This window comes from Leeuwenhoekiella aequorea (assembly GCF_004104375.1).
Classification (GTDB): domain Bacteria; phylum Bacteroidota; class Bacteroidia; order Flavobacteriales; family Flavobacteriaceae; genus Leeuwenhoekiella; species Leeuwenhoekiella aequorea.
Genome location: NZ_QOVM01000001.1, coordinates 140380 through 163244 on the forward strand (window position 1 = coordinate 140380; position 22865 = coordinate 163244).

Consider the following 22865-nt stretch of genomic DNA (forward strand, 5'->3'; position numbering starts at 1 on the left):
AAACAAAAAAAGACTCTTCAAATTTGAAGAGTCTTTGTTGAGGTGTCGAGCGGATTCGAACCGCTGTAGCAGCTTTTGCAGAGCTGAGCCTAGCCACTCGGCCACGACACCCTTTGTATTGGGAGTGCAAATTTAAGATTTTTCTTTGGATATAAAAGAGATTAACGTTTTTTAGTTATAGATACTCCTACAGAAGCTACATCACCACCTATGGGAGGGTTTACTTTACGTACCGTTACTGTGGCTTTCTCTATACTCGATATTTCTAAAAATGAACGATCTAAAATACGTTTGCATACGTGCTCAAGAAGTTTTGATCGTATCGCCATTTCCTCTTTAATTATTTTATTTAGATGCACATAATCTACAGTATCGCTAAGATTATCTGTAATTGCAGGCGTAGTCAAATTTGTTCTAATTTTTAGATCTACAAAATAATCCGACCCTATTTGACCTTCTTCAATTAAACAGCCGTGATATGCATATACTTTAACTTTATTCAATTTTATAACTCCCATATATTTTAATTTCTGAAGGGTAAATTTAATTGCAATTAGATGATGTTCTTTGTCCTATCTATTAGCTTATCTAAGCAATTTTTTAAATTTTACGCTCTTGGCGATATTAGATCGCGTAAAGATATTATATGTTTGATGAAGCTGTAATATTATACAGCTCTAAATAGAATATATTAAGCGATCTTAGACGTGTATTTTTAGTAATTTTACACTCTCATACAGCACAGATAATACAATGGCAGAAGATTATATAGCGCTCAATTTTTTAGAGCAAATAGTAGAAGAAGATATCAATAACGGATTTCCAAAAGAAAATCTACGCTTTAGATTTCCTCCAGAACCTAATGGTTATTTACATATAGGTCATAGTAAGGCAATCTGTATTAGCTTTGGGTTAGGAGAGACTTATAACGCACCTGTAAATTTGCGTTTTGACGATACTAATCCGTCTAAGGAGGAGCAGGAGTATGTAGATGCTATTCAGGAAGATATTAAGTGGTTAGGTTACAAATGGGATAAGATTTGTTATTCTTCAGATTATTTTCAGCAACTGTATGATTGGGCTGTACAACTTATCAAAGATGGCAAAGCTTATGTAGATTCTCAATCGAGCGAAGCTATGGCATTGCAAAAAGGGACTCCTACAGAACCCGGTACAAATAGTCCTTACAGATCCCGATCTGTAGAAGAGAATTTGAGATTGTTTGAAGGAATGAAAAATGGTGAGTTTGCAGAAGGCATTCATGTTTTACGTGCAAAAATTGATATGGAATCTCCTAATATGCTTCTGCGGGATCCTATAATGTATCGTGTAATTAATAAAGCACATCATCGTACAGGTACCGCCTGGAATATTTACCCAATGTATGACTGGGCTCACGGTGAAAGTGATTATCTGGAACAAGTATCTCATAGCTTGTGTTCTTTAGAGTTTAAACCCCATAGACCTTTATATGAGTGGTTTGTAGATAATATTTTTACAAACGGTGTAAAACCAAAACAGCGTGAGTTTGCTCGTCTGAATTTGAGTTATACAATTATGAGCAAGCGTAAATTGCTTAAGCTTGTCGAAGAAGGTATTGTAAGTGGATGGGATGATCCTAGAATGCCTACCATTTCTGGGTTTAGAAGAAGAGGATATACACCAGCATCTATACGTAATTTTATTGATGCTGTGGGTGTAGCAAAGCGTGATAACGTTATTGATGTGTCGCTTTTAGAATTTAATATACGTGAAGATTTAAATAAAACTGCTCCACGTGTAATGGCAGTTCTTGATCCTGTAAAGTTAATTATAGATAATTATCCGGCAGATCAAGAAGAATGGCTGGATGCAGAAAACAATCAGGAGGATGATAGCGCGGGCTTTAGAAAAGTACCTTTTTCTAAGGAGCTTTATATAGAACGTGATGATTTTAAAGAATCTGCAAATAATAAATATTTTAGACTAAGTATAGGCAAAGAAGTACGCTTAAAAAATGCTTATATCATCAAAGGAGAATCTGTTGTTAAGGATTCACAAGGAACTATTACTGAAATTCATTGTACGTATGATCCCGATTCTCAAAGTGGAAATGGTACAGAAGCCAGTTTACGCAAAGTAAAAGGAACACTACATTGGGTTTCTATAAAACACGCTATAAAAGCAGAAATACGTCTTTATGATCGCTTATTTAATCACGAGTCTCCAGATGGAAATAAGGATGTAGATTTTATGGAGTATTTAAATCCTGATTCTTTAGAAGTAATAACTGGCTATCTGGAACCAAGTTTAAGTGATGTAAAACCGCTTGATATCTTTCAATTTCAACGTATGGGTTATTTCAATGTTGATAAAGAGAGCACACCATCAAATCTAATCTTCAACAAAACAGTAGGTTTAAGAGATACTTGGGCAAAAACTGAAACAAAGTCTACAGTTGTGCCTCAAAAGAAAGAAGTACCAGTAAAGGAAATACCGCAAATACCGGCTCTAAATGAAATCAAAAAGATAGGGAAGAAGTTAGGTCAACTACCAGAAGAAAAGCGTTTAAAAAGTATCAAACAAATTCAAAATCTGGCTAAGGATGTTGATTACGAAGAGCTAAAAGAATTGTTTAATACATCAGCTAAAAAAATAGGTACACGATTAGCTGTTTTAGAGACGCTAATTGTTCTTATTGAAAATGGTATTGTTTCTAAAGATGATGCAGATGTAGCTGCTTATCTCACTGAAATGAAAAACTCTGGAGACTCACTTCTTGAGCAAAGCGCAGATATGGTATAATTACAGATCGATTAAAATATTTTTAGCATTACTTTAAGGTAAATAGCTTAATTATTAACCGGTTATTAACGGTGATTGGTTTTAAACAATGCTAATTTTGAGTGAAACTTAAAACCATAACCATGTCAAAAGCAGGAAATACAATTTTAGCACTTATCACTGGAGCAGCAATTGGAGCAGGTCTAGGATTATTATATGCACCAGAAAGCGGTGATAAAACAAGAAAGAAAATATCTAAAAATGCTAAAGAAGCAAAGAGAAAGTTAGAGCAACAGATTAACGAGACTTCAGAAAACTTGAGCGCTTCTGCAAAGCAGGCAAAGAAATCTTTTGATGCTAAGTTAGAAGATACTCTTAAAACTGCTAGTACAAAGGCTGACGATATTTTAGTGACTATGGAGCGTAAACTTGAAGAGTTGCGATCTAAAAATGCTAAAACCGCGAGCAAAGTAGAAGAAGAAGTACAGGATATTAAAGATATCAATGTACCAACCGCAAAAGTATAAGCGGAAATGTCAATATTCAATATTTCAAAACATATAAATGTTGTAGCTGATGATGCTAAAAAATATCTTGATAGTAGTATTGAATATTACAAACTAGATATTTTTAAAAAATCAATGAGTGGTGCTGTATCACTAGTAAATTTACTAGTAATGGGTAGCATTTGTGTGATTTTTGTACTCTTCATCTCTGTAGGTTTAGCGATTATTATAGGTGAATCATTAAATAGTGTTAGCTATGGGTATTTTATTATGGGTGGTTTTTACCTATTAATTTTATTGCTATACCGCACATTTGGAAAACCTATTATCACTAAAATTGTTCTTACAAAATATTCTGAAATTTTCTTTCAAGAGGATGAAGATGATTTCAAAAAGGAAGATTATAGTAAGAAAGCAGAAGATACTACTGTAATTTATCAACAAGATGTAGAACCAATACGAGCAACTCATGAAAGTTTATAAATCTTTTTTAGAAATAGAACACGATTTAAAAGTTCTCAAACTTCAAAATCAGATTGATCGTGAGCAGGTAAAGCTTAGTATTAACGATGTTAAATCTTCCTTTTCACCAATTTCTATGGTAGCGAATACAGTAGGAGCAATAGCTCAAAAAACTATTGTTTTAAAAGCTGTTAATTCGATTTTAGGTATTAAGCGAGTCAAGGTTAAAAACGTCGAAGGAGAAAACGAGTAAATTTTTTAGTTACTTAATAAAATAAATAAAATGCCTCAGATTTATCTGAGGCATTTTATTTATACTGAAATAATCAATTATATCTCATCATCAAAGTTAGAATCATAACCACTTTCAGGACGTGGTTTTCTTATCTTCTTTTTAGGAACTATCCCATTAGCTTCATTCTTCTTTTTCATCTCTTCACCTATTTGATTTGAGGCGACAAAACTAGCAATCATATTATTGAGCATTTCGCTTCCGGCTTGAGGTGAATTAGGCATAAGAATAAGATTTGAATTTGTATTCTCACCTACAGATTGTAAAGTATCATAGTGCTGGGTAACCACAATTAAAGCTGACGCTTCTTGTGAATTTATACCAACATTATTTAAAACCTCTACAGACTCTTCTAGACCTCTTGCAATCTCTCTACGCTGGTCTGCTATACCTTGACCTTGTAAACGCTTACTTTCGGCCTCTGCACGTGCCTTAGCTACAATTTTGATACGTTCTGCCTCAGCTTCGTATTCAGCTGCTACTTTTTCACGTTCTGCAGCGTTAATTCTGTTCATTGCAATCTTTACTTGTTGATCTGGATCTATATCTGTTACCAGCGTTTTAATAATATCATATCCATAATCTGTCATCGCTTGGTTCAATTCACTTTTTACAGCTATAGCAATATCATCTTTACGCTCAAAAACATCATCAAGTTTCATTTTTGGAACTTCAGATCGTACTACGTCAAATACATAAGAAGTTATTTGATTTTGGGGATCCTCTAGTTTATAAAAAGCATCGTATACATTATTTTTCACTACTTGAAATTGTACCGAAATCTTTAAGCGTACAAAAACATCATCCTTAGTTTTAGTTTCAACGATAACATCTAATTGCTGAATTTTTAAATTAATACGCCCTGCAATTTTATCAACAAGAGGTAATTTAAGCTGGATACCCGAATTACGAACACTGGTAAAACGACCAAAACGTTCAATTACAGCAGCTGTTTGCTGTTTAACAATAAAAACTGAAGAGATAAGAATAATTAATCCTAGAAATAGGATTACAGGTAAAAAGTAAGTCATAGTAATTCTTTTAGATTATATCTCCTTTAAGAGACTCATTAAAAATACAATACATTTGTCGTCCTATCCTAAATTTTGTAACGCTTTTGAAAACACTATTTTATATACTGATATTTATAATTTATAGTTCTGTAGCTGCTCAGAGCTATAAAACACAATACAACCACATTGGTTTACAAGGTCAATACGCACTTCTCAATTTAAATACATCAAATTTTAATACGGAGCAGGGTAGTGGATATATTGCAGGATTATCGCAAAGAGGTGCATACTTTAATAATTTTGATCTTATTTACGGTGTAGATTTTATTCAAGCTTCTGCTAAAATGAGTACACGAGATTTAACAAATAAAGCTCAAGATGTAAATTATACAACTACAGGAGCACAAATAAAATTATTGCTAAGTTACCTTATACTTGCTGAAAATTTAACCATCGAATTTGGACCTGTATTGCAAATCAATAGTGCTTTAAAGCTACAAAATGAAGATCAGAAAAAGTATATTATTGAAGGCTACGACTCATTAAGAGCAGAAGATATTCAAGAGTGGTCGCGACTCAACGGAATGATCCTTGGTGGTTTTTCTGCAGGAATTGATAATGTACGTTTTATTGCCAGATACCAATATGGTGTGACCAACGCGCTTAAGAAATTAAATAAAAAGAATCTTGAAAATAAAGATCCTGCAGCAATAAATTTTAAAGGAAACTTAAGCCTTATCACTGCAGGAATTGTTTTTTACTTATAACTTTTCGATAGCATATCGTATACGCTCAAGTGTGCGTTCTTTGCCTATTGTTTCTGCAATGACGAAAACATCTGGGCCAGACATAGATCCTACTAAGCTTAATCTAAAAGGTTGCATTACTTTACCAAAGCCTAAACCCTCTGCTTGAATCCATTCTTTAACATTTGCAGATAAATTTTCTGCTGTAAACTCTTCGGTTTCATTTACAAGTTTAGATACGATAAGCATTAACTCTGCTGTATCATCTTTCCAAGTTTTTTTAGCTGTTTTTTCGTCATAGTTCTCTGGTCTCTCAAAAAAGAAGTTTCCTTGTTCCCATAAGTCGGCTACAAATACAGCACGTTCTTTAACCAGATGTATTACTTTTTGAACATAAGCATCATCATAATCAAGATTTTTACCAGCTAAAATGGCTTGCAATCCCTTTACTAAAGAAGCGTCAGAAGCTATATGCAATTGCTGCTGTTGAAACCATTTTGTTTTTTCAGGATCAAATTTTGCTCCCGATTTATGCACTCGTTGAAGATCAAAATCCTGAATTAACTCTTCAAGATTGTAAATTTCCTTTTCAGTACCAGGATTCCACCCTAAAAAGGCTAACATATTTATTACAGCTTCTGGCAAATAGCCATCTTCGCGGTAACCTGCAGAAACATCATTTGTTTTAGGATCTTTCCATAAAAGTGGAAATACAGGGAATCCCATTTTATCACCATCGCGCTTGCTAAGTTTTCCTTTACCTACCGGCTTCATAATTAACGGTAAGTGTGCAAATTTTGGAGCATCCCAGCCAAAAGCACGGTAAAGTAAAACGTGTAAAGCCATTGAGGGTAACCATTCTTCACCACGTATAACGTGAGTAATTTCCATTAGATGGTCATCTACAATATTAGCAAGATGATAAGTAGGCATACCGTCAGACTTAAATAACACTTTATCGTCTAATAAGGCTGTGTTAACTTCTACGCTACCTCTTATAAGATCATCTAGTTCTAGAATTTCACTTTCGGGACATTTAAATCGAATCACATAATCTTCTCCGGCTTCAATACGTTTAAGAGTTTCTTCTTGGCTTAAATTGAGTGAGTTATCGAGTTTATTGCGATTATGCCAGTTGTATATAAATGTTTTTCCCTGGTCTTCGTGATTTTTACGGTGAGTATCTAATGCTTCAGCAGTATCAAAAGCATAATAAGCGTCTCCTAATGCAATTAATTTTTCAGCAAAAGCAACGTATTTATCCTTACGCTCACTTTGTCTGTAAGGTCCATAACCAGCTTCTTTACCCGGACCTTCGTCATACGGGATTCCGCACCAATTAAGGGCTTCTATTATATAATTTTCGGCACCTTCAACGTAACGATTTTGATCTGTATCTTCGATACGTAAAATAAAAGTTCCATTGTTTTTTTTTGCAAAAAGATAATTATAAAGAGCGGTGCGTACACCACCTATATGAAGAGGTCCTGTAGGACTTGGTGCAAACCGCACACGAACATTATTAGACATATAATTTTTTTAGGCTGCAAAGGTACTCAATCTTACTAAGTGTAGCACTTGCAGTGAACTATGTTAATCGTTTTTTTAAATTGAGATCAGCTCTTCATTGCGTTTTATACACGGTTTATTATCTCATAAGAACCTTTTATTTTTGCTATTACTAACTAGAATATATTGACGTAGCTTTAGTTACTAGAAAACAAGCTAATTAAAGAGGTAGCTGTGGAAGGTTTAGAGAGAAAATTAGAAAGCTTTATTAAGAAATATTATAAGAATGAGATTCTTAAGGGTTTTCTATTTTTTATTGGTATTGGACTTACTTATTTGCTGGTTGTTTTAGCAATTGAATATTTTTTCTGGTTAAGTAGTTGGGGGAGGGGATTTCTATTTTGGTCATTTGTAGGTATCGAGTTGTTACTAATCTATAGGTTTATACTTATTCCTACGTTTCGATTATTTAAACTTTCTAAGGGTATTGATTTTACAGAGGCTTCCTTAATAATTGGAAATTATTTTCCCGAGGTACGGGATAAATTAATTAATACGCTTCAGTTAAAATCAAATTCTCAGCAATCAGATTTGGTAGAAGCTAGTATTCTTCAAAAAAGCCACGAATTAGAACCCATACCATTTTCATTAGCTATTAATTATAAATCCAATGCAAAATATATCAAGTATTCCGCTATTCCGGTTCTTATATTTTTAGCTATTAGTTTAAGCGAATCTTCAAATATTCTAGGTAGTAGTGCAAAGCGTGTTATTAATTATAAAGAGGTATATACACCACCGGCGCCATTTCAATTTACACTTCTTAATAGAGAACGATCTATTATTTCTGGTAGTGATTTTGAAATTCGTGCTAAAGTTGCGGGTTCAGAAATTCCAGAAGAAGTGTCGATTACAATAAATGAGGTCACTTATTTTATGAAAAATAAGGGAGGAGGGATTTTTACTTATAAAGTGAATCAACCTAATAAAAATCTCAAGGTAAATTTTTCAGGAAATGGAATATTTTCTACAGCGTATGAGTTTAAGATTGTTCCGACTCCGATTATACAATCCTTCAATATGCATCTCCATTTTCCATCTTATTTACAGATGGAAGATAAAATTATAAACAATTCGAGCACTATAAAAGTTCCTGAAGGCACAAAAATTGACTGGTTACTTTCAGCAAAAAACACGTCTGAAGTATCGTGGAAAAATGATACACTAGTATCGTATTTTAATTTGAATTCAGATATTTTCAGTTTTTCAAAAACTATTTATGAGACTGTAAATTATCAAATAGCTACAAGTAATAAACAGGTGAAAAATTATGAAACGCTTAATTATTCAGTTGAAGTTATCCCAGATTTATTTCCAGACATTACTATTGAATCTAAAAAGGATACGTTAGGTACGAGTCAAACTTATTATAAAGGATTAATTTCTGATGATTACGGTTTACATGACTTAAACTTAGTTTATTATATTGATAATCAATTAAATAATAAGAAAAGTATTGCTATTCCCACAAACAATAGCACTATTGACCAATTTTACGTTTCATTTCCCGGTAATCTCAAATTAACTACTGGAGTTTCATATTCCTATTACTTTGAAGTGCGTGATAACGATGCTATACACGGCTATAAAAAAACCCAGTCTGAAATCTTTATTTTTCAATCATTAAGTCGTGAAGCTGCAGTAGATAAACAATTAGAATTGCAGCAGAATAGTCTTAAAGGAATAGATAAATCTATTAACAAGTTTACTAAACAGCAAGAAGAATTAAAGGTAATACAGAATTTACAAAAGGAAAAGAATAAGCTCGACTTTAATGATAAGCGAAAACTCAAATCTTTTATAGAAAGGCAGCAGGCTCAGGAGGAGATAATGAAAAGTTATTCTGAAAAATTAAAAAATAGCCTTAAGGAATTAGACAAACTGAATGAAAATTCCAACCCTGAAAGCGAGCAGCTAAAATCTAGAGTTGAAGAAAATGAGAAGGAACTTGAGGAACAGGAAAAACTGTTAGATGAATTGTCAAAGCTCCAGGATTTGATGAGTGATGAGGAGTTAAAAGAGGAGCTCAATAAAATGGCAAAGAATAGCAATAATTCTAAAAGGAGTATGCAACAACTATTAGAATTAACGAAGCGTTTTTATATTAAAACCAAAGGAGAACGCATAGCGAGACAGCTTATTAATACAGGAGATAAACAGATTAAGGAGGGTACAAATACAGAATCATCTAATAAAGAAAAGCAGAAAAAGTTAAATGAAGAATTTAGTATTATACAACAATCTCTGCGTGATCTAGAGAAAGAAAATCAAGGTCTTAAACAACCTCTGGAAGTGCCTAGTGATAGAAACTTAGAACAACAAATAAAAGATGCCCAAAATAAGGCACTTAAAAATTTGGACAATCCTTCTAACTCTAGTGATTCTAATCCCAAAGAAACTCAAAAGGAAGCTGGTCAAAAACTGAAGAAGCTAGGAAAAAAATTACTTGATTCTTTTGAGTCTGGTGGAGGAGGGGATACTCAGCAGCTTCAAGAAGATGTTGAGATGCTTCGTCAAATTTTAGACAACTTAATTACGTTCTCTTTTGATCAAGAAGCACTAATGGATAATTTTAAATCTATTAATAATTCTAATCCTTCTTTTTCTAAGTTCCTTTTAAAACAGAATGTTTTGCGTGAGAATTTTAAGCATATTGATGATAGTCTCTTTGCTTTATCGCTTCGCAATGGTTCACTTAAGGAAGATATAAATAAAGAGCTTACTAATATTACTTTCAATCTGGACGCTTCTATTGAGCGGCTTTCTGATAATAATGTCGATATGGGTGTGGTTAGTGAGCGGTATGTTGTAAGTTCTTCAAACACACTTGCAGATATGCTATCGAATATTTTAGATAATATGCAAGATCAATTGTCGTTAGCTTTAGGCAGTGGTTCTAGTGGTAAGCCTATGCCGCTCCCTCAACACGGAGGCCGGGGATCAGGTAAGCAGCTTCAAGATATTATAATGTCTCAGCGTGAAATTGCAGAGCAATTAGGTAACGATCAAAACGGTCAAGGAAATGGAGGGGAATCTGGTAAAGATTCTAATTCTAAAGAGTCCGGATCTGGTAAAAAGGGAACTAACGATTCTAAAAATCCCAAAGTAAATAGTGGCGCTGGTGTAAGTGAAGACGAATTGGCACGACAATTTGAGATTTATAAACAACAAGAGTCGATTAGAAAAAGGTTAGAAGATCTTATTAGGCAAGAAGGAATTATAGAGAATGCCTCACAGATTTTCAAGAATATAGATCAAATTGAATCTGATCTTTTAAACGGAAATTCTGAACAGGCAAAGCGTAGAATAAATGAAGTTATTCAACAATTCTTAAAACTCGAAGATGCCTCTCAGGAAAAGGACAAAAACTCTAATCGAGAATCAGTTTCAAATGATAAACTCTTTTCTAATTCGGCTAAAGATATTATTCCTGATAGCGTTCAATATTTTAATTCTAAGGAACTTTTGAATAGAGATGTGTTACCTCTTAATACTAGTTACAAGATAAAGGTTAAAGAATATTTACAAGACAATGATTGAATTTAATAGTCAAAATAATTTCAGTTTAGATTTAGTAGATCAAACTGAGAATTGGATTAAAGCAGCAGCTTTAAAAGAATCGTATGGGATAGAAATGTTGGGTTACGTATTCTGTTCTGATGAGTACTTGTTAGAAATCAATGAGCAATTTTTAAAGCACGACACCTATACAGATATTGTTACTTTTGACTATACCGAGGGTAAACTTCTAAATGGTGAGATGTATATTAGTACAGATCGTGTTGCTGAAAATGCAGATAAATTTGGTGTTGAATTTAACACAGAACTTCGCCGCGTTATGATTCATGGACTTTTACATATGTGTGGTTATGGAGATAAATCCGAGGATGAAATTAGACTTATGCGGAATAAGGAGGATTATTATTTGAATTTATGGAATACTGCAGAGCCATCTTAGGCGCTTAATTTTTAGTATCTTTGCGGCCATTTTTAAGGAAGTATAATTAAATGTTTCACGTGGAACAATGAGTTTTTTTGATCAAACATATGATGTAATTGTAGTAGGTGGCGGCCACGCAGGTTGTGAGGCCGCAGCTGCAGCTGCAAATACCGGAAGCAGCACGCTGCTAGTTACAATGAATTTGCAAACGATCGCTCAGATGTCATGCAATCCTGCTATGGGAGGAATTGCTAAAGGACAAATCGTTCGTGAAATTGACGCAATGGGAGGCTATAGCGGGATTGTTTCCGATAAGACTGCTATTCAGTTTAAGATGTTGAATAAAAGTAAGGGGCCTGCTATGTGGAGTCCCAGAGTGCAAAGTGATAGAATGCGTTTTGCAGATGAGTGGCGACTTATGTTAGAGCGTACACCTAATCTTGATTTTTATCAAGAAATGGTAAGTGGTCTATTAATGGATGGCGATCGCATAGGTGGAGTAATTACTTCATTAGGAATTGAAATAAAAGCCAAATCAGTTGTTCTTACAAATGGTACGTTTTTAAATGGATTAATTCATATTGGAGATAAACAATTTGGAGGTGGTAGAGCAGGGGAGCGTAATTCAAAAGGAATAACAGAACAATTACTTGAGTTAGGTTTTGAATCTGGCAGAATGAAAACGGGTACGCCTCCTCGAGTAGATGGTCGCAGTTTAGATTTCTCAAAAATGATCGAGCAGCCAGGAGATGTCAATCCACAAAAGTTTAGTTATAGCAATGTAACAAAACCACTAACAAAACAACGATCTTGTCAAATGAGCTATACAAGCTTAGAAGTACATGATTTATTGCGAGAAGGTTTTGATAGATCACCTATGTTTAACGGTAGAATTAAAAGTACCGGACCACGATATTGTCCTTCAATTGAAGATAAGATTAATCGTTTTGCAGATAAAGACAGACACCAACTTTTTGTAGAACCAGAAGGATGGGATACAATTGAATATTACGTAAATGGTTTTTCTACATCTTTACCAGAGGAAGTACAATTTAAAGCTTTAAGAAAGGTAGCCGGATTTGAAAACGTGAAGTTTTTTAGACCTGGTTATGCAATCGAATATGATTATTTTCCACCTACACAATTAAAACATACATTAGAAACTAAGGTAGTTTCTGGTTTGTATTTTGCCGGGCAGATAAATGGAACTACAGGATATGAAGAAGCTGCTTCACAAGGATTAATGGCTGGAATTAATGCGAGTTTAAAAGTTAAAGAAAAAGACGCTTTAATTCTCAAAAGAGACGAAGCTTATATAGGTGTATTAATAGATGATTTAATTACTAAAGGAACCAAAGAGCCGTATCGCATGTTTACTTCACGTGCAGAATACAGAACTTTATTGCGTCAGGATAATGCAGATAGTAGACTTACACCTTTAGCTCATAAGATTGGCTTAGCTAGTGATGATAGAATGTACGCTTTAGATGTAAAAGAAAAAGAAGCTCAAAATCTAGTGGACTTTTTCAACACGACGAGTATTTCTCCAGAGGAAGCAAATCCTATACTTGAGGAGAAAGGGACTTCTCCTATGAAACAATCTGATAAGATGGTGAAGATCTTTAGCAGACCTCAAATTGAATTATCAGATATGTTAGATTTTGTTGACGTAAAAGATTACGTTCAGAAAAATAATTTAGATACTGAAGTATTAGAGCAGGCTGAAATTAGAGTTAAGTATGCAGGATATATTGCTAAGGAAAAAGCTAACGCAGATAAACTTCAGAGACTAGAGAATATCAAGATTCCTGATAACTTTGACTATACGAAGTTAAAGTCATTAAGTTATGAAGCTCGCGAAAAGCTTTCTAAAATTCAACCTACAACTATTTCTCAGGCCTCTCGTGTAAGTGGTGTATCACCAAGCGATATTTCAGTAATGTTGGTTTATATGGGACGTTAATTACGGTTCCACGTGAAACAATCATCATCATCAAAATTATAATGCCATCAAAATCTAAAGTAGAATCAACAATGCAGATTAAGGACTTTTCAGTTTCAAAGGAAGAGTTTAATTTGATTTACAATAAAGAATTAGATAAATACACTACAGATCCCATACCTAATAATTTAGAGGATTATTACGTAAGCGAAAATTATATTTCACACACCGATTCTAAAAAAACGCTGATAGATAGAATATATCAACTTGTAAAAGGATATATGCTAAAAAAGAAGCTACAGCATATTAATAGATATAGAAACGGGAATCAGTTATTAGATATTGGTGCCGGAACAGGAGATTTTCTTGTAGCAGCAAAAAATGACGGATGGAAGGTAAACGGTATAGAGCCGAGTAAGATTGCAAGAAAAAATGCCGAGAAAAAAGATCTCACTTTATTCGAACTGAAATCTAATTTGAATAATCAAAAATTTGATTTGATCACTATGTGGCATGTTCTAGAACACGTACCAGATTTAAAAGATCAACTTCAATGGTTAGTTGATCATTTGTATGAGAATGGTACATTAGTAATTGCAGTGCCCAATTTCAATTCGTATGATTCAAAACATTATAAAGAATATTGGGCTGCTTGGGACGTGCCAAGACATATTCATCACTTTTCTAGAAAAAGTATGATTATGCTTTTTTCGGAATTTGGTTTCAATTTGATTGAAGAAAAACCAATGTATTTTGATTCTTACTATGTAAGTCTGCTTTCAGAAAAATATCAATCTGGAAATTCTAATATTTTTAAAGCTATAATGAGTGGTTTTAAATCAAATTGGAAAGCTAGACATAGTAATGAGTATTCTTCAATAATATATACGTTTAAGAGGGGTAAATGATAAAATAAGCCCTTTTAAGCCGGTTTTATAGTTAAACTGAGTAAATGGGTTCAAAATAATTTATAATTCATTAGAAACAGCCTCTGAATGTAGTTTTTAATAAAGGTAAGCTATAGATCTTCTGTTTCACATTAATTTGTTTTATAGTAAATAAATAGTGAAATTTTTAAATTTTAAAAAGAACTACTTATTACTTTTGCAGCAAATTTTAAGAAATTATGAAAAACATATTAGGTGCACTTTTAATAACAATTACATTAGCTAGTTGTTCAAAATCAAAATCTGCTTATGTAGACACTCAAAAACTTTTTGAAGGGTATACAGAAATGACAGAAGTACAAGACAAGTATTCAAAACTTACTGAAAGTGTACGTGCGGATTTAGAACCAAAAATTCAGGCATTCCAGATTAAATTAGATTTGTACCAAAAAAATGTTCAATCGATGAGTGCTGCAGAGCGTCAATCAAAAGAACAAGAGCTTGGAGCTTTACAACAACAAATTCAGCAAGAGCAACAAGCTAGAGGAGGTCAATTACAACAGGAAAGTCAAACTGCAATTGATACAGTTGTAAGCAAAGTGAGAAAATTTATTGATACTTACGGCGAAGAAAATGGATATGATTTTATCTACGGTAAAAATGATAGTGGCAACATCTTATTCGGCAAAAAAGAATTTGACATTACAGATCAAGTGTTAGAAGCTTTAAACAAAGAATACACACCAGATTCAACAGAAGTTCCTGCACAAACTCCGGCTGCTACTACACCAGCTGAAGAAACTACAGAATAAGAAGATTAAAACGAAATAAAAAAGGCGGCCAACTGGCCGCCTTTTTTATGCTTTCGTATGTAATAATCGCGTTAGTTTTATGGAAAGATCGGTAAGTACAATTTTTGCATTTCCATTTCGCTCAATGTGAAAAGAGGCCGTTTGGAGTTCGTCAATAATAGAATTGATATTATTTCCGTGAATAAAGGGTGCAAATTTAGCAAGTTCAAATTTTGTTTGCGGTTGTAGATATACGAGTTCTTTGGCTCCATAATTAAGAAGCATCGCTTGTCTAAAAAAATCTTCACAGTAAGCTAAAAAATTTTTTTGTGTTTCTCTTCCTGTCGCCGCGATTTGTTCGCTCCACGCTATAAGATCTAAGATTGCTTTCTTGTTACCGCGTGCTTTAAACGCAGTACGTACCCAAGAAACAAACCAGGTTTCAAATTCTTCTTCGTCGCTGTTATTTTCTAATAAATGCAGCGCTAGGTTATAATCCCCGTGAGCTTTAATAGCAATTTTTTTTGCTTCAGAAGGCTCACAATTATGTTGATTTATTAATGCAGCTTCTAATGAATCTGCAGCTAACGGCGGAAAATTTAATACCTGACAACGGGATTTAATTGTATCTAAAATTTGATCCTCATTTTCAGCAATAAGTAAAAAAACTGTTTTCTGAGGAGGCTCTTCAATAAGTTTTAATAATTTATTTGAAGCCGCATTATTCATCTTATCTGCCATCCAGATAATCATCACTTTATAACCTCCTTCATAAGATTTTAAAGACAATTTTTTGACTATATCTTGTGCTTCGTCAACTCCTATTTTCCCTTGTTTTTTCTCAATACCAATATGTTGATGCCAATCATATAAACTTCCATAGGAATTTTGAGTGACAAATGTGCGCCATTCTTTTGCAAAATTATCAGAAACTGGATGATTTTTAATGGAGTCTGTAGTTGCTACAGGATATGCAAAGTGTAAATCTGGATGGGCAAGATGATCAAACTTTAAGTTGCAGGAAGTATTGACACCTGTATTTTCTCCCTCACTGTTTGCGCAAATTAAATATTGCGCATAGGCAATTGCACAAGGAAGCACACCACTACCACTCGCACCAACAAAGAGCTGCGCATGAGCTACCCGCTTGCCGTCAATGCTTGCCGTTAGATGCTTTTTAATAAATTTTTGACCGAGAATATCTTGAAATAACATGGGTCAAATATAACAGAAATGTAACGTATATTTTGTGCCTTATCTGTTATATTTGTTAGCTAAAGCTGGCATTCTATACAGGTTTGCTTAAGCGAAATTCCAAAAAATTTATTACTGACTCTGTAAATAATAACTATTCATGAAAACCATCGACGATTTTAATTTTGAAAATAAAAAAGCACTTATTCGTGTTGATTTTAATGTTCCTTTAGATGAAAACTATAAAGTAACAGATGCAACACGTATCGAAGCTGCAAAACCTACAATTTTAAAGGTTCTAGAAGATGGTGGATCTGCGATTTTAATGTCGCATTTAGGACGACCTAAAAATAACGAACCTGAGTTTTCTTTAAAAAACATCGCAGATTCTGTCACTGAAATTATAGGTGTACAGGTAAAATTTGTATCAGATTGTACTGGTGAAGAAGCTGAGAAGGCTACTGCAAATCTTGAGCCTGGGGAAATCTTATTATTAGAAAACCTGAGATACCACAAAGAAGAGGAGGCGGGAGATACTGCATTTGCCGAGGAGCTTTCAAAATTAGGAGATATTTACGTTAATGATGCGTTTGGTACTGCACATAGAGCACACGCCTCAACTACTATAATTGCTCAGTTTTTTCCTGAGAAAAAATGTTTTGGTTACCTTCTTGCCAAAGAAATCAAAAGTATAGATAAGGTGCTTAATGATAATGAAAGTCCCGTATTAGCGATATTAGGTGGCGCTAAAGTATCTTCAAAAATTACCGTTATAGAAAATGTTCTTGACAAAGTAGATGATTTAATTATTGGCGGTGGTATGGCTTATACATTTATCAAAGCCCAAGGCGGAAAAATAGGAAGTTCTATTTGTGAGGATGATAAGCAAGATTTAGCACTTGAAATTTTAAAGAAAGCGAAAGAAAAGAATGTAAATATCCATTTACCGGTAGATGTAATTGCAGCAGATGACTTCTCTGAATTTGCAAATACTCAAATTGAAGATATTTATACAATTGCTGATGGATGGCAAGGACTTGATGCAGGTCCAAAATCTCTAGAAAATTTCGCCAAAGTTGTTTCAAATAGTAAAACTATTTTATGGAATGGACCGCTTGGTGTTTTTGAAATGGAGCCTTTTGCTAAAGGCACAATTGCACTTGGTAATGCGATTGCAGATGCGACTGCAAATGGAGCATTTTCTCTTGTAGGTGGAGGAGATAGCGTTGCTGCAGTAAAACAATTTGGTTTTGAAAATAAAGTTTCTTACGTATCTACCGGTGGTGGTGCAATGTTGGAAATGCTTGAAGGTAAAGAGCTTCCGGGTATTGCAGCTATTCGTGATTAACTTGTAAAGGATTCTACTTTTTTCTGAGCATTTTTGATTTCGGTTAAAAAATACGACTTTAGCGTTTGCATCGTTCTAAATAGATATGAGAAAACGTTTTATTATTGGTTATTTTTTGATAACCGCAGTGAGTACATTTGCTCAGAAAAAAGTTATAAATTCTGAAATTATAGAGGATGAAAGTTTATCTGATACACTTTCAGTCGTAGATACCTTAGAAATAAAAGAGCTACAAGAGGAAATGTCACAAAATTTCCTTTTTAAGCAACGTAAAGGAGGGAAAGTTACTTACAACTTAAATGACCAGGAGTTTCCCTCAAAAATTGATAAAAAGTGGGTTAGAGAGCTTACAAATGGATCGCTATATGATTCTATCGAAGCTATAATTGATGAAGACTACCATCTCACAGAAGTAGATTTTCCTGAGCTTACCACAGAAATTCTCAAAAAACGATTATCAGATCTAAATGCCCGCACTCCTTTCAATATAGAATACACCCCATCTCTAGAAAATGTAATTAAATCATATCTAAAAAGGCATAAGCCTACTTTAGAGCGATTAATGGGTTTATCTGAATTTTACTTTCCAGGTTTTGAAGCCACATTTGATAAATACAATATGCCATTGGAGCTAAAGTATTTAGCGATTGTAGAATCTGCACTGCGACCAAGAGCAAAATCAAGGGTAGGCGCAACCGGGATGTGGCAGTTTATGTACAGTACAGGAAAATTATATGGTCTTGATATAAGTTCGTATGTAGATGAGCGTATGGATCCTATTTTATCTACAGAGGCAGCAGCTCAATACCTATCAAAACTTTATGAGATTTTTGGAGATTGGGATTTAGCACTTGCTTCTTATAACTCTGGACCAGGAAATGTGAGTAAAGCGATTAGACGTAGTGGCGGTAGCACAAATTACTGGAATATACGTCACAATCTTCCACGTGAAACTGCTGGATACATACCTGCTTTTTTAGCAACAATGTACATATTTGAATATGCACAAGAGCACGGCTACAAACCGGTTAAACCAGATATTAATTATTTTACTACAGACACCGTTAGGATAAAACAAACCTTAACGCTTCAGCAAGTATCAGCATATACGGGTGTCTCTTTTGATGAGGTTCAATTTTTAAACCCATCTTACAAGCTTGATGTTATTCCTTATGTTAGTGATGAAGAATATTATTTACGCCTCCCTGTAGAAGCGCTAGGTTCTTTTGTGGCTAATGAAGATGCTATTTATGCTACTGCAGAAAAAGAATTACAGCGTGATGAAGCTACATTACCGGCTTTTGTTGAAAATCCTACTAGTGTTACTTATCGTGTGCGTAGTGGTGATTATTTAGGGAAAATTGCTTCGAAGTACGGTGTAGGGATTTCACAAATAAAACGATGGAATAATCTTCGGTCAAATACCTTACGTATAGGACAGCGACTAACATTGTATCCAACAAAATCTATTGTTTCTAGTTCGTCTTCGAGCACTTCAAAAAGTAAATCTCAAAAGTATATTGTTAGAAAGGGAGATAGCTTGTGGAAGATTGCTCAAAAATTTCCTGGGGTTAGTCCAGATAATTTGAAAAAGTGGAACGATATTAGTGGTAATAAATTAAAACCAGGAATGACCCTGGTGATTGCCAACTAACATCAAATAGAAAATATTATGCAAAAATTACTTTTGGCACTTGTGCTATTTACTTTGATTGCGTGTAATGATAAACCGGAAGGAAAAATTTTATCATCATCTTCGGGAGCATTAAATACCTTAACTGTAGTAATGCCTAATGATTTATGGGCAGGTAGTGTAGGTGAAAGTATTAGAGAAAAACTTGCTGGTCCTGTTAATGGCTTGCCTCAGGTAGAGCCTATGTTTGAAATTAACCAAATGCCTATAGAAGCTTTTTCGGGATTTATGCGTAAACAGCGTACATTCTTAAAGATTGAACAAGCAGATGTTCCGGCCTTAGAGGTAGTTTCTGATGCTTATGCAAGACCTCAAACGGGTATAATTTTAAGAGGACCTACCGAAGAGTCAATCATAAATCTTATTAAAAGTGACAGTGCTAAAATTGTAGACACCTATAAGGCGGCAGAGGTTAAAGAAAAAATAAGACGTATTAGTTTATCGCTTAAAGAAGACGAGGATATCACTAAGAGTTTTGGGATAACCATGAAATTTCCATCAGCTTATAGATATGCTAAAACCGATCCAGGTTTTTTCTGGATTCGTAAGGACATTCCTAATGGCGATATGAATATTACCATCTATGAAGTTCCCTACAATATGATCGATGCAGATAGTAATACTATAGGATCGTTAATAAAGATGAGAGACTCTATCGCTGGAGATAATATAGTTGTGAATGAAGGTATGCGTTTTATAACAGAAGCAGCTTTTGCCCCGTATCTTAATGAGACTACAATAGACGGAAAAAAAGCCTTTGAGATGAAAGGAATGTGGGAGGTAAAAGGAAGATTTATGGCAGGACCGTTTGTAAACTATACGGTAGACGATAAAGAGAATAACCGGTATCTTGTATTAGAAGGTTTTGTATTTAAGCCGTCTGCAAATAAGAGAGACAATATATTTGAACTAGAATCTATACTTCGATCTGTAAAATTTGTTGATTAAAGATTCTAAAAATAAACAAAAAAAAGCCGCCTCAAATTAATTTGAAGCGGCTTTTTTTTTAGAAGTAAATACGTATTATAACTTTTTATCTTCTATAGTGTCGTCAGATTTTCTAGGAGCGTCCTCGTCTTTAGAAGCATCTTTAAACTCTTTGATACCACTTCCTAAACCACGCATCATCTCAGGTATTTTTTTACCTCCAAAAAGTAAAAGTATAACAACCACGATAAGACCTATTTGCCAAGGTCCAACCATTCCTAAAAATATCGATAGTAAATTCATATTATTCTAATTTAGGCAGTAAATATAAAAAGAATTCGTCAGATTAGGTTGCTCCTTAAGAAACTTTAGCAAGTGAGAAACGCCTTTTAAATTTTATATTTGCATAAGCACAAAACAATATGGCTAAACCTAAAGAAAGAAAGAAATTTAGAAAGCGCCTTCTGCATAAATACAGGTTGGTGATTCTAAACGAAGACACTTTTGAAGAGCGTGTTTCTTTTAAGCTTACACGGTTAAATGTATTTATCGTTGTGGGCTTCTCAATAATCATACTTATTGCTTTAACAACATTCTTAATCGCATACACTCCATTGCGGGAGTATATCCCCGGATATTCATCTGTAAAATTAAAAAAGCAAGCTACTGAGTTGATCTTTGAAACAGATTCACTTAAAAGACAATTAGATATTAATCAGCAGTATTACGCTAGTATAAAAAAAGTGCTTACAGGAGATGTTGATCGGGTGAACTTCAATAAAGATTCGCTACTATTAGTAGATCAGGAAGAAAATGGAAGTTTAAGCTTTAAAATATCTAAAGAAGATAGCATTTTGAGAGAACAAGTAGCTAATGAAGACCGGTATAATTTGTTTGAACCGGCATCTACTAAAGTGAATTTCTCTTTATTTCCACCGGTGAAAGGAAATATTACTGAAAAATACAATTTAGATAGAAAGCATTACGCGGTAGATGTTGTTGTTCCTAAAAACGAACCTATAAAAGCCGTGGCCGATGCTACCGTTATTTTTTCAGAATGGACTTCAGAGACGGGTAATGTTCTCATACTCGATCACGGAAATAATCTAATTTCGGTTTATAAGCATTGTGCCTCTAGAATTAAAGATCAGGGAGATCTGGTAAAAGCAGGTGAGGTGATTGCTACTGCAGGATCTACCGGTGAATTTACCACAGGACCACACCTGCATTTTGAACTTTGGAACAACGGTTACCCTGTGGATCCAACTAATTATATCGCATTCGAATAATGTCTATAAAATCATTTTCAGCAAAACTTTTTGCAAAATATATTGTTTCAAAAACTCAAAAGTGGTCTTCAGAACCCGAGGAGACACAGCAGAAAGTATTTGAATATCTAATTAAAAGTGCCTCTCAAACTCGTTTTGGCAAGGATCATGACTTTAAAAATATAAGCACATATCAAGATTTTGCTAAGCGTGTGCCTATACGTGATTATGAAGAATTAAAAAGCTATGTTGATGAGGTAGTAGCTGGCGAAAAAGACATTTTGTGGCCGGGAAAACCGCAGTATTTTGCTAAAACTTCTGGAACCACTTCCGGAGCTAAATACATTCCCATTACTGCAGAGTCTATGCCTATGCATACCAGTGCAGCACGTGATGCAATACTGCATTATATTGCTGAAACAGATAACCGAAGTTTTGTAGATAAGAAGATGATTTTTTTACAAGGCAGTCCAGAACTTCAAGAACAAAACGGAATACAAACCGGAAGACTTTCTGGTATTGTTGCACATTATGTGCCGGGATATCTTCAAAAAAACCGAATGCCCAGTTGGGAAACTAATTGTATCGAAGACTGGGAGACAAAAGTAGAAGCTATTGTAGCAGAGACCACAAAGGAGGATATGAGCGTAATAAGCGGTATTCCTTCTTGGGTGCAAATGTATTTTGAACGATTAACTGCTAAAACAGGAAAAAAAGTAGGTGAGCTCTTTCCTAATTTTAATCTCTTTATCTACGGGGGTGTGAATTATGAACCTTACCGTAAAAAGTTTGAAAACCTTATAGGTAGAAAAGTAGATAGTATAGAATTATATCCCGCAAGCGAAGGGTTTTTTGCATTCCAGGATTCACAAAATGAGAAAGGCATGCTTCTCTTGCTAAATAGCGGTATTTTTTATGAATTTATCAAAGCTGATACATTCTTTAATGAAAATTCAGATCGACTTACCATAGGTCAGGTAGAAGTGGGTGTAAATTATGTAATGATAATTTCAACTACAGCGGGGCTTTGGGCATACAATGTAGGAGACACGATTATGTTTACTTCAACAAAACCGTATAGAGTTGTTGTTTCTGGTCGTATTAAGCACTTTATTTCTGCTTTTGGAGAACACGTGATAGGGAAGGAGGTAGAAGAGGCATTAGCGAGTACAGCGACCTCTTTTAATGTACAGGTAAGCGAGTTTACTGTGGCACCTCAAATAAATCCCACAGAAGGCTTGCCGTATCACGAGTGGTTTATAGAGTTTGATAAGGAACCTGAAGACATTAATGCGTTTGCAAAAGCAATAGATGGAGCACTTCAAAAGCAAAACAGTTATTACAAAGATTTAATTACAGGAAAAGTTCTGGAAACATTAAAAATTAATGTGGTTTCTAAAGGAGGCTTTAACCAATATATGAAATCTAAAGGAAAGTTAGGAGGACAAAACAAACTCCCAAGACTGGCAAACGACCGCAAAATCGCAGATGCCTTAAATGAATTTGGTTTTTAAAAAAGTATAT

General features: G+C 34.3%; 20 protein-coding genes and 1 tRNA gene. 15 read left to right on the plus strand and 6 right to left on the minus strand.

Annotation, left to right across the window (positions count from 1 at the left end):
* Positions 1-40: 40 nt before the first annotated feature.
* A tRNA-Cys gene (locus DSM00_RS00560) sits at positions 41-111 on the minus strand.
* 50 nt (positions 112-161) lie between these two features.
* Complete coding sequence (gene folB / locus DSM00_RS00565; protein WP_128756077.1) at positions 162-518, minus strand: dihydroneopterin aldolase; 357 nt, start codon at positions 516-518, stop codon at positions 162-164.
* A gap of 235 nt (positions 519-753) precedes the next feature.
* Here folB and DSM00_RS00570 point away from each other — a divergent pair, with 235 nt between their 5' ends.
* From DSM00_RS00570 to DSM00_RS00585, 4 genes are all read left to right on the plus strand, one after another.
* Positions 754-2784 (plus strand): glutamine--tRNA ligase/YqeY domain fusion protein, encoded by a 2031-nt coding sequence (locus tag DSM00_RS00570; protein WP_128756078.1) that lies wholly within the window; start codon positions 754-756, stop codon positions 2782-2784.
* Between the two features lie 122 nt (positions 2785-2906).
* Positions 2907-3290 carry a YtxH domain-containing protein gene (locus DSM00_RS00575; RefSeq protein WP_128756079.1) on the plus strand — a complete coding sequence of 128 codons (384 nt, stop codon included), beginning with the start codon at positions 2907-2909 and terminating at the stop codon, positions 3288-3290.
* Between the two features lie 6 nt (positions 3291-3296).
* The gene (locus tag DSM00_RS00580) at positions 3297-3752 is read left to right on the plus strand and encodes a hypothetical protein (RefSeq protein WP_128756080.1); all 456 of its coding nucleotides are present in this window, start codon (positions 3297-3299) and stop codon (positions 3750-3752) included.
* The gene (locus tag DSM00_RS00585; RefSeq protein WP_128756081.1) at positions 3739-3984 is read left to right on the plus strand and encodes a DUF6327 family protein; all 246 of its coding nucleotides are present in this window, start codon (positions 3739-3741) and stop codon (positions 3982-3984) included. Before DSM00_RS00580 ends, DSM00_RS00585 begins: the two co-directional genes overlap by 14 nt.
* A 77-nt stretch (positions 3985-4061) precedes the next feature.
* Here the strand turns inward: DSM00_RS00585 and DSM00_RS00590 are convergent, their stop codons facing one another.
* Positions 4062-5054, minus strand: a complete 993-nt coding sequence (locus DSM00_RS00590) for an SPFH domain-containing protein (RefSeq protein WP_128756082.1) — start codon at positions 5052-5054, stop codon at positions 4062-4064.
* An 86-nt stretch (positions 5055-5140) separates the two neighbouring features.
* Here DSM00_RS00590 and DSM00_RS00595 point away from each other — a divergent pair, with 86 nt between their 5' ends.
* A complete protein-coding gene (locus tag DSM00_RS00595) occupies positions 5141-5803 on the plus strand; it encodes a hypothetical protein (RefSeq protein WP_128756083.1) in 663 nt (220 codons plus the stop codon).
* On the opposite strand, the gene gltX is transcribed toward DSM00_RS00595, so the two are convergent.
* Positions 5798-7312, minus strand: a complete 1515-nt coding sequence (gene gltX / locus DSM00_RS00600; RefSeq protein ID WP_128756084.1) for a glutamate--tRNA ligase — start codon at positions 7310-7312, stop codon at positions 5798-5800. The two genes, DSM00_RS00595 and gltX, sit on opposite strands and share 6 nt — an antisense overlap.
* A 213-nt stretch (positions 7313-7525) precedes the next feature.
* Between gltX and DSM00_RS00605 the strand changes: the two genes are divergently transcribed.
* The 5 genes from DSM00_RS00605 to DSM00_RS00625 all read left to right on the plus strand — a co-directional run bounded on the left by DSM00_RS00605 (position 7526) and on the right by DSM00_RS00625 (position 14932).
* Positions 7526-10891, plus strand: a complete 3366-nt coding sequence (locus DSM00_RS00605) for a hypothetical protein (protein WP_128756085.1) — start codon at positions 7526-7528, stop codon at positions 10889-10891.
* Positions 10884-11309: an rRNA maturation RNase YbeY gene (gene ybeY / locus DSM00_RS00610; RefSeq protein WP_128756086.1), complete on the plus strand. Its 426-nt coding sequence runs from the start codon at positions 10884-10886 to the stop codon at positions 11307-11309. Before DSM00_RS00605 ends, ybeY begins: the two co-directional genes overlap by 8 nt.
* 67 nt (positions 11310-11376) lie before the next feature.
* Entirely contained in the window at positions 11377-13254 is a 1878-nt protein-coding gene (gene mnmG, locus DSM00_RS00615) for a tRNA uridine-5-carboxymethylaminomethyl(34) synthesis enzyme MnmG (protein ID WP_128756087.1), read from the plus strand.
* 41 nt (positions 13255-13295) lie between these two features.
* Positions 13296-14141 (plus strand): class I SAM-dependent methyltransferase, encoded by an 846-nt coding sequence (locus DSM00_RS00620; RefSeq protein WP_241652332.1) that lies wholly within the window; start codon positions 13296-13298, stop codon positions 14139-14141.
* 218 nt (positions 14142-14359) lie between these two features.
* Positions 14360-14932 (plus strand): OmpH family outer membrane protein, encoded by a 573-nt coding sequence (locus DSM00_RS00625; RefSeq protein WP_128756088.1) that lies wholly within the window; start codon positions 14360-14362, stop codon positions 14930-14932.
* Positions 14933-14977: 45 nt separating this feature from the next.
* Here DSM00_RS00625 and DSM00_RS00630 read toward each other — a convergent pair whose 3' ends face one another.
* Complete coding sequence (locus DSM00_RS00630) at positions 14978-16126, minus strand: DNA polymerase III subunit (RefSeq protein WP_128756089.1); 1149 nt, start codon at positions 16124-16126, stop codon at positions 14978-14980.
* 139 nt (positions 16127-16265) lie between these two features.
* Here DSM00_RS00630 and DSM00_RS00635 point away from each other — a divergent pair, with 139 nt between their 5' ends.
* The 3 genes from DSM00_RS00635 to DSM00_RS00645 all read left to right on the plus strand — a co-directional run bounded on the left by DSM00_RS00635 (position 16266) and on the right by DSM00_RS00645 (position 20094).
* Positions 16266-17453: a phosphoglycerate kinase gene (locus DSM00_RS00635; protein ID WP_128756090.1), complete on the plus strand. Its 1188-nt coding sequence runs from the start codon at positions 16266-16268 to the stop codon at positions 17451-17453.
* An 85-nt stretch (positions 17454-17538) separates the two neighbouring features.
* Positions 17539-19107, plus strand: coding sequence for a LysM peptidoglycan-binding domain-containing protein (locus tag DSM00_RS00640; protein WP_128756091.1), 1569 nt, complete (start codon positions 17539-17541; stop codon positions 19105-19107).
* Positions 19108-19125: 18 nt separating this feature from the next.
* Positions 19126-20094 (plus strand): DUF4837 family protein, encoded by a 969-nt coding sequence (locus tag DSM00_RS00645; RefSeq protein ID WP_128756092.1) that lies wholly within the window; start codon positions 19126-19128, stop codon positions 20092-20094.
* Positions 20095-20169: 75 nt separating this feature from the next.
* Here the strand turns inward: DSM00_RS00645 and tatA are convergent, their stop codons facing one another.
* Positions 20170-20376: a twin-arginine translocase TatA/TatE family subunit gene (tatA, locus tag DSM00_RS00650; RefSeq protein ID WP_128756093.1), complete on the minus strand. Its 207-nt coding sequence runs from the start codon at positions 20374-20376 to the stop codon at positions 20170-20172.
* Between the two features lie 119 nt (positions 20377-20495).
* On the opposite strand from tatA, the gene DSM00_RS00655 reads away from it, so the two are divergent.
* A complete protein-coding gene (locus tag DSM00_RS00655; protein ID WP_128756094.1) occupies positions 20496-21362 on the plus strand; it encodes a M23 family metallopeptidase in 867 nt (288 codons plus the stop codon).
* Positions 21362-22855 (plus strand): GH3 auxin-responsive promoter family protein, encoded by a 1494-nt coding sequence (locus DSM00_RS00660; protein WP_128756095.1) that lies wholly within the window; start codon positions 21362-21364, stop codon positions 22853-22855. Before DSM00_RS00655 ends, DSM00_RS00660 begins: the two co-directional genes overlap by 1 nt.
* Positions 22856-22865 lie beyond the last annotated feature (10 nt).